This window comes from Streptococcus sp. CCH8-H5, assembly GCF_001556505.1.
Lineage (GTDB): Bacteria > Bacillota > Bacilli > Lactobacillales > Streptococcaceae > Streptococcus.
The window spans coordinates 1-5,002 of sequence record NZ_LSIZ01000105.1 but is presented as its reverse complement, the minus strand read 5'-3'; the positions used below and the strand labels follow the sequence as shown (position 1 = coordinate 5,002).

General features: G+C 39.5%; 1 protein-coding gene. It reads left to right on the top strand.

What is annotated here, in order from left to right:
* On the top strand, positions 1–5,002 hold a 5,002-nt coding region (locus AX663_RS06280), incomplete at both ends, for a Spy0128 family protein (protein WP_331708979.1).

Below are 5,002 nucleotides of genomic sequence, written 5' to 3'. Positions count from 1 at the left end.
ACAGCTCAAGCAGATCCTACTGCAGCTGTATCTTCAACTGAGGCAACTGCGTCAACATTTAACTTGACGCCAGAAGCTTCAACAACAGATAAGGCTGCCGCAGGGACAACTGACAAACAAGCTACAGAAACTGCAAAATCTCAAGCTGCTAAACCAGCTTCGGAAGCAGCAAAACCAACTGAAAAGGCTGCTACAGAAACAGCTAAGCCAGCTACAGCAGCATCAACAAATGCAGCTAGCAACAAGGTTGAAACAACAGCTTCAGCGACAGCCGCTGCAGCAACTCCAGCTGCAACAGCGGCTAATCGTACTGCAGCAACAGCAGCTCCAGTAGCTGAAGAAACAGCAGCAGCCGAAACTGCGGCAGCAACTACAAGTCTTAACACACGTGGTTCTGCGCGTTTTTATTCTGTAGGATCAGCAGCAGTTCGTAGTGCAACGCTTGACCGTGCAGCAACTGATTTGACGAATGCTGGCGCTTTGGCAACAAGAAGCAGCCGTCGTAATCGTCGTGCCGCTACAGACCACAATAACGAGCCGGTTGCTGTAGCAACTTTCCTAAAAGACGGTGAAGTTGCTACACCTGAGATGACGGATCCAAATGGTGCAAGTGTTCGTTCACAAACAGTACCATCAGGATATGCTGCTAAAGAAGGCGATGTCTACACCTATAGTATCGTAGACCTAACCCGCTTCAATGAACGTTACAATACAAGCTACTATGTACGTGCTTACAAGAGATTTGATGCTTCAACAGATACGACTGTTGAATTGATCAACAAAAATACTGGTGCTGTAGTTGAAACAAGAACAATTACTGCGTCTAGTGGTATTCAAAAATTCACGACTACTCAATCTGCTTCTAAAGGTGAATTAACTTTCCAAGTAGATTATGATAAAGGTTTAGGAGCTGGACCTGGTAAAACGGACCAACCATTTATTCAATTTGGTTATGAAGTTGGGGCAAGTATCCAAGCTTTAGTAGCTCCAGGACATAACCTTACTACTGAAGAACAAAAATTATATGATGCAGTTTATGCTGCTCGTACATCAACAGATATTATCAACGTTGTAGAACCAGCATATAACGGTCGTACGATTACAGATACTAATGCCAAGATTCCAGTATCAGTTAATAAAACAACTTACTATAAAGTAGTTGATAAAAACAATCCAACATTTAAGGCGAATAAAACTGATGTAACTGTTCAAGATTATAAAGCAAATGGTAATGAAGTAGACTTAGCTTCATACACTCTTAAAGCTATGGAAGGTCAAAACTTCACAGCATCTGGAGAGCGCCAATTTGATGGATACAAACTTTATCAAGCAGCTGAAGCAAATGATCAGTCAGGATATGTGAGTCGTCCTTATACTGTTGGAACGAAATTCATGGACGCTGAGCGTGCAGGAATTAAACGTATTAAAGAAATCGTGGGTGAAGATGGAACTGTAGTTGTTCGTGTTTATCTTCTAGATCCAAAACAACAAAGCAAGCGTTCTGATGGTACATTGAGCACTGATGGCTACATGTTGCTAGCAGAAACGAAACCAATTAAACCAGGTGATTACAACAAACAAGAATTAGCTGTTAAGAAATCACCTCTTAATACAATTGCTTTCACTGATAGTAAAGGTGTAACCTATGCAAATGGTAAAGAAGTTCCATTTGACTTCCAAAAAGCTGCTGGATATACACCATATAAAACTGTATTCGTACCATTCTTAGGAGACAATATTGGTCACCTTTCTCCAAATGAACAATTGGTTCGTGGAGTAAATGGTATCGGTACCAACGTTGACTTGCTTAACTCTTTGACACCGTATAAACAACCTGTTTATTACTATGTCAAACAAGAACCTGTAACAGTTACACCAGAAGTTGAAAAACAATTGGAAGGACGTGTACTTGTTGATGGTGAATTCAGCTTCAAGATTAAAGAAGTCAATGAAAACAAATCACTTCCGTCATATGAAGAAACTGTTACTAATAAAAACGGTAAAGCTACATTTAGTAACTTAACTTTCAATAAAGTTGGTACTTACATCTACACAATCACTGAGGTTAAAGGGGCAGATACAAACGTCGATTACGATGGTATGACAGTTAAGATGACTGTTACTGTAACTGAAAACTCTAAAGGTGATTTGCAAGCTTCTGTTAAATACAGTGGTACTGGTGGATTTGCTTCAAGTGCAGATGATAAAGTCTTCAACAACTACGTTGTAGCTCCAGTTAAAACTAAGTTTGACTTTAGCAAGGCTCTCGCAGGTCGTGAGTTGAAAGCCGGTGAATTTAGCTTCGTATTGAAAGATTCAACTGGTAAAGTTCTTCAAACTAAGAAAAATACTAAAGAAGGTGTTGTAGCCTTTGATGATTTGACCTTTGACAATACTCAAGTTGGTACTCACAAGTACACTGTAGAAGAAGTTATCCCAGAAAACAAAGAAGCTGGTATGACTTACGATACAATGAAGGCTGAAGTAACAATCACTGTTACTAAGGAAGGTCACGTTCTTAAAGCAACAAATACTCTTCCAGCAGATACAGAGTTCAACAATACATTCACACCAGGTGCGATTAAAGTTAACCTTGAATTTGATAAATCACTTTCAAACGGTACTTTGAACGCAGGTGACTTTAGCTTCACATTGACTGGTGATAACAATGTTAACGAAACTGTAACTAACAAAGCTAACGGTAAGATTAACTTCAGCGAATTGTCATTCGACCGTGAAGGTGTCTACAACTACACTGTTAAAGAAGTGAAGGGCAACAATGCCGATGTAGACTACGATGAAATGACTATCGCAGTTAAAGTAACAGTTACTAAAGATGCCGCTACAGGTCTTTTGGTTGCTAAGACTGAAATGACTTCAACAGGCGGTGAAGCAACTGGTACTGATGACAAGATCTTCAACAACCACGTTGTAGCTCCTGTGACTGCACAATTTGACTTCAGCAAAGCTCTTGCAGGTCGTGACTTGAAAGCTGGCGAATTTAGCTTTGTATTGAAAGACAAAGATGGTAAAGTCCTTCAAACAAAACAAAATGATGCCAACGGTAAAGTTAAATTTGACGCATTGACATTTACAAATGCTCAAGTTGGTAACCACAAGTACACTGTAGAAGAAGTTCAAGGAACTGAAGCAGGTATGACTTATGACCCAATGAAAGCTAACGTAACAGTTACTGTTACTAAGTCAGGTCATGCGCTTACTGCTGTTGCAACTCTTCCAACTGATAAAGAGTTTAACAATACCTTCACATCTGCTCCTACTCAAGCTCAATTCAAGTTCACTAAACGTCTTGAAGGTAAAGTACTTGAAGCAGATGCCTTCACATTCGAATTGCTTGAAAATGGCAATGTAATCCAAACTAAGAAAAATGCAGCAGATGGTTCAATCACATTTGATGCTATTGAATACAGCGCTGAAGGTGAACACACTTACACTGTGCGTGAAAAAGCTGGTAACGATACAAATATCGATTACGATACTATGAACGCAGTAGTGAAAGTTAAAGTTACTAAAGATGCCGCTACAGGTCTCTTGAGTACTGCTGTTACAATGCCAGAAGACACAGAGTTCAACAACTACGTGGTTTCTCCAGTTGTAACTAAGTTCGACTTTACTAAGAAATTGGCAGGTCGTGAACTTAAAGCTGGTGAATTTAGCTTCGTATTGAAAGATGCTGCTGGTAAGGTCGTTGAAACTGTTAAAAATGATGCTGCTGGTAACGTAACCTTCTCTGAATTGTCATTCGACAATACTAAAGTTGGTACACACACTTACACTGTAGAAGAAGTAATTCCTGAAAACAAAGAATTCGGAATGACTTACGACCAAATGAAAGCTACAGTGACAGTTGAAGTTGCTAAGAATGGTCACACATTGACTACTGTTACAAACGTATCTTCAACTGGTGGGGTTGATGCCAACGGTAATGCTACTGACGGTACTGCCGATAAAGAATTCAACAACAAAGTAACTCCTCCAACACCTCCTGAATTCCAACCAGAAAAATTTGTCGTTTCTAAAGAGAAATATGACATTACTGGTGACAAGTTGATGGATGACGACGATGATGTACCTGGTAACGAGTACACTGAAACAAATGCAAATCCATATGTTGATGGTGTTAAAAACAACGAACCAGAAAACTTGAATACTAAGACTGTTGAACGCGGTTCTAAATTGGTATACCAAGTATGGCTTGATACTACTAAATTCACAGAAGCTAACAACATCCAATACGTTGGTGTATCTGATAAATACGATGCAGAAAAATTGGACGTTAACGCTGCTGACATCAAAGCATACGATTCAGTAACTGGTGCAGACGTGACTGCTAAATTCGACATCAAAGTTGAAAATGGTACAATCACTGCAACTTCTAAAGATGAATTTATCAAAGATAAAGTAAACAACCCTGTTATCGATACTACTAAATTCGCATTTGGACGTTACTATAAATTTGATATCCCAGCAACTGTTAAAGAATCTGTTAAAGCTGGTGCTGATATTGAAAATACAGCCAACCAAACAGTTCACGTTTACAACCCAGTAAGCAAGACAGTTGAAAAACCTGAAAAACCAACACAAAAACGTGTTAACAGCGTTCCAGTTCCAGTGGAAATGAACTTCACAAAACGTTTGGAAGGTCGTGAACTTCAAGCTAACGAATTCGAATTCGTATTGAAGAAAGACGGCGTTGAAGTTGAACGCGTGAAGAACGACGCTGCTGGTAAGATTGTCTTCAAGACTCTTAAATTTGGTCGCGATGATCTTGGTAAGACTTACAACTATACAGTTGAAGAAACTCCTGGTACAGATACAACTGTCAAATACGACACAATGGTTGCCACTGTTAAAGTTGTTGTTTCACACGACGGTACAGCTAAAGCAATCGTTGCCAACGTAACAGATGCTGCTGATAAAGAATTCAACAACCGTGTAACACCTCCAGAAGAACCTAAGTTCCAACCAGAGAAATACGTTG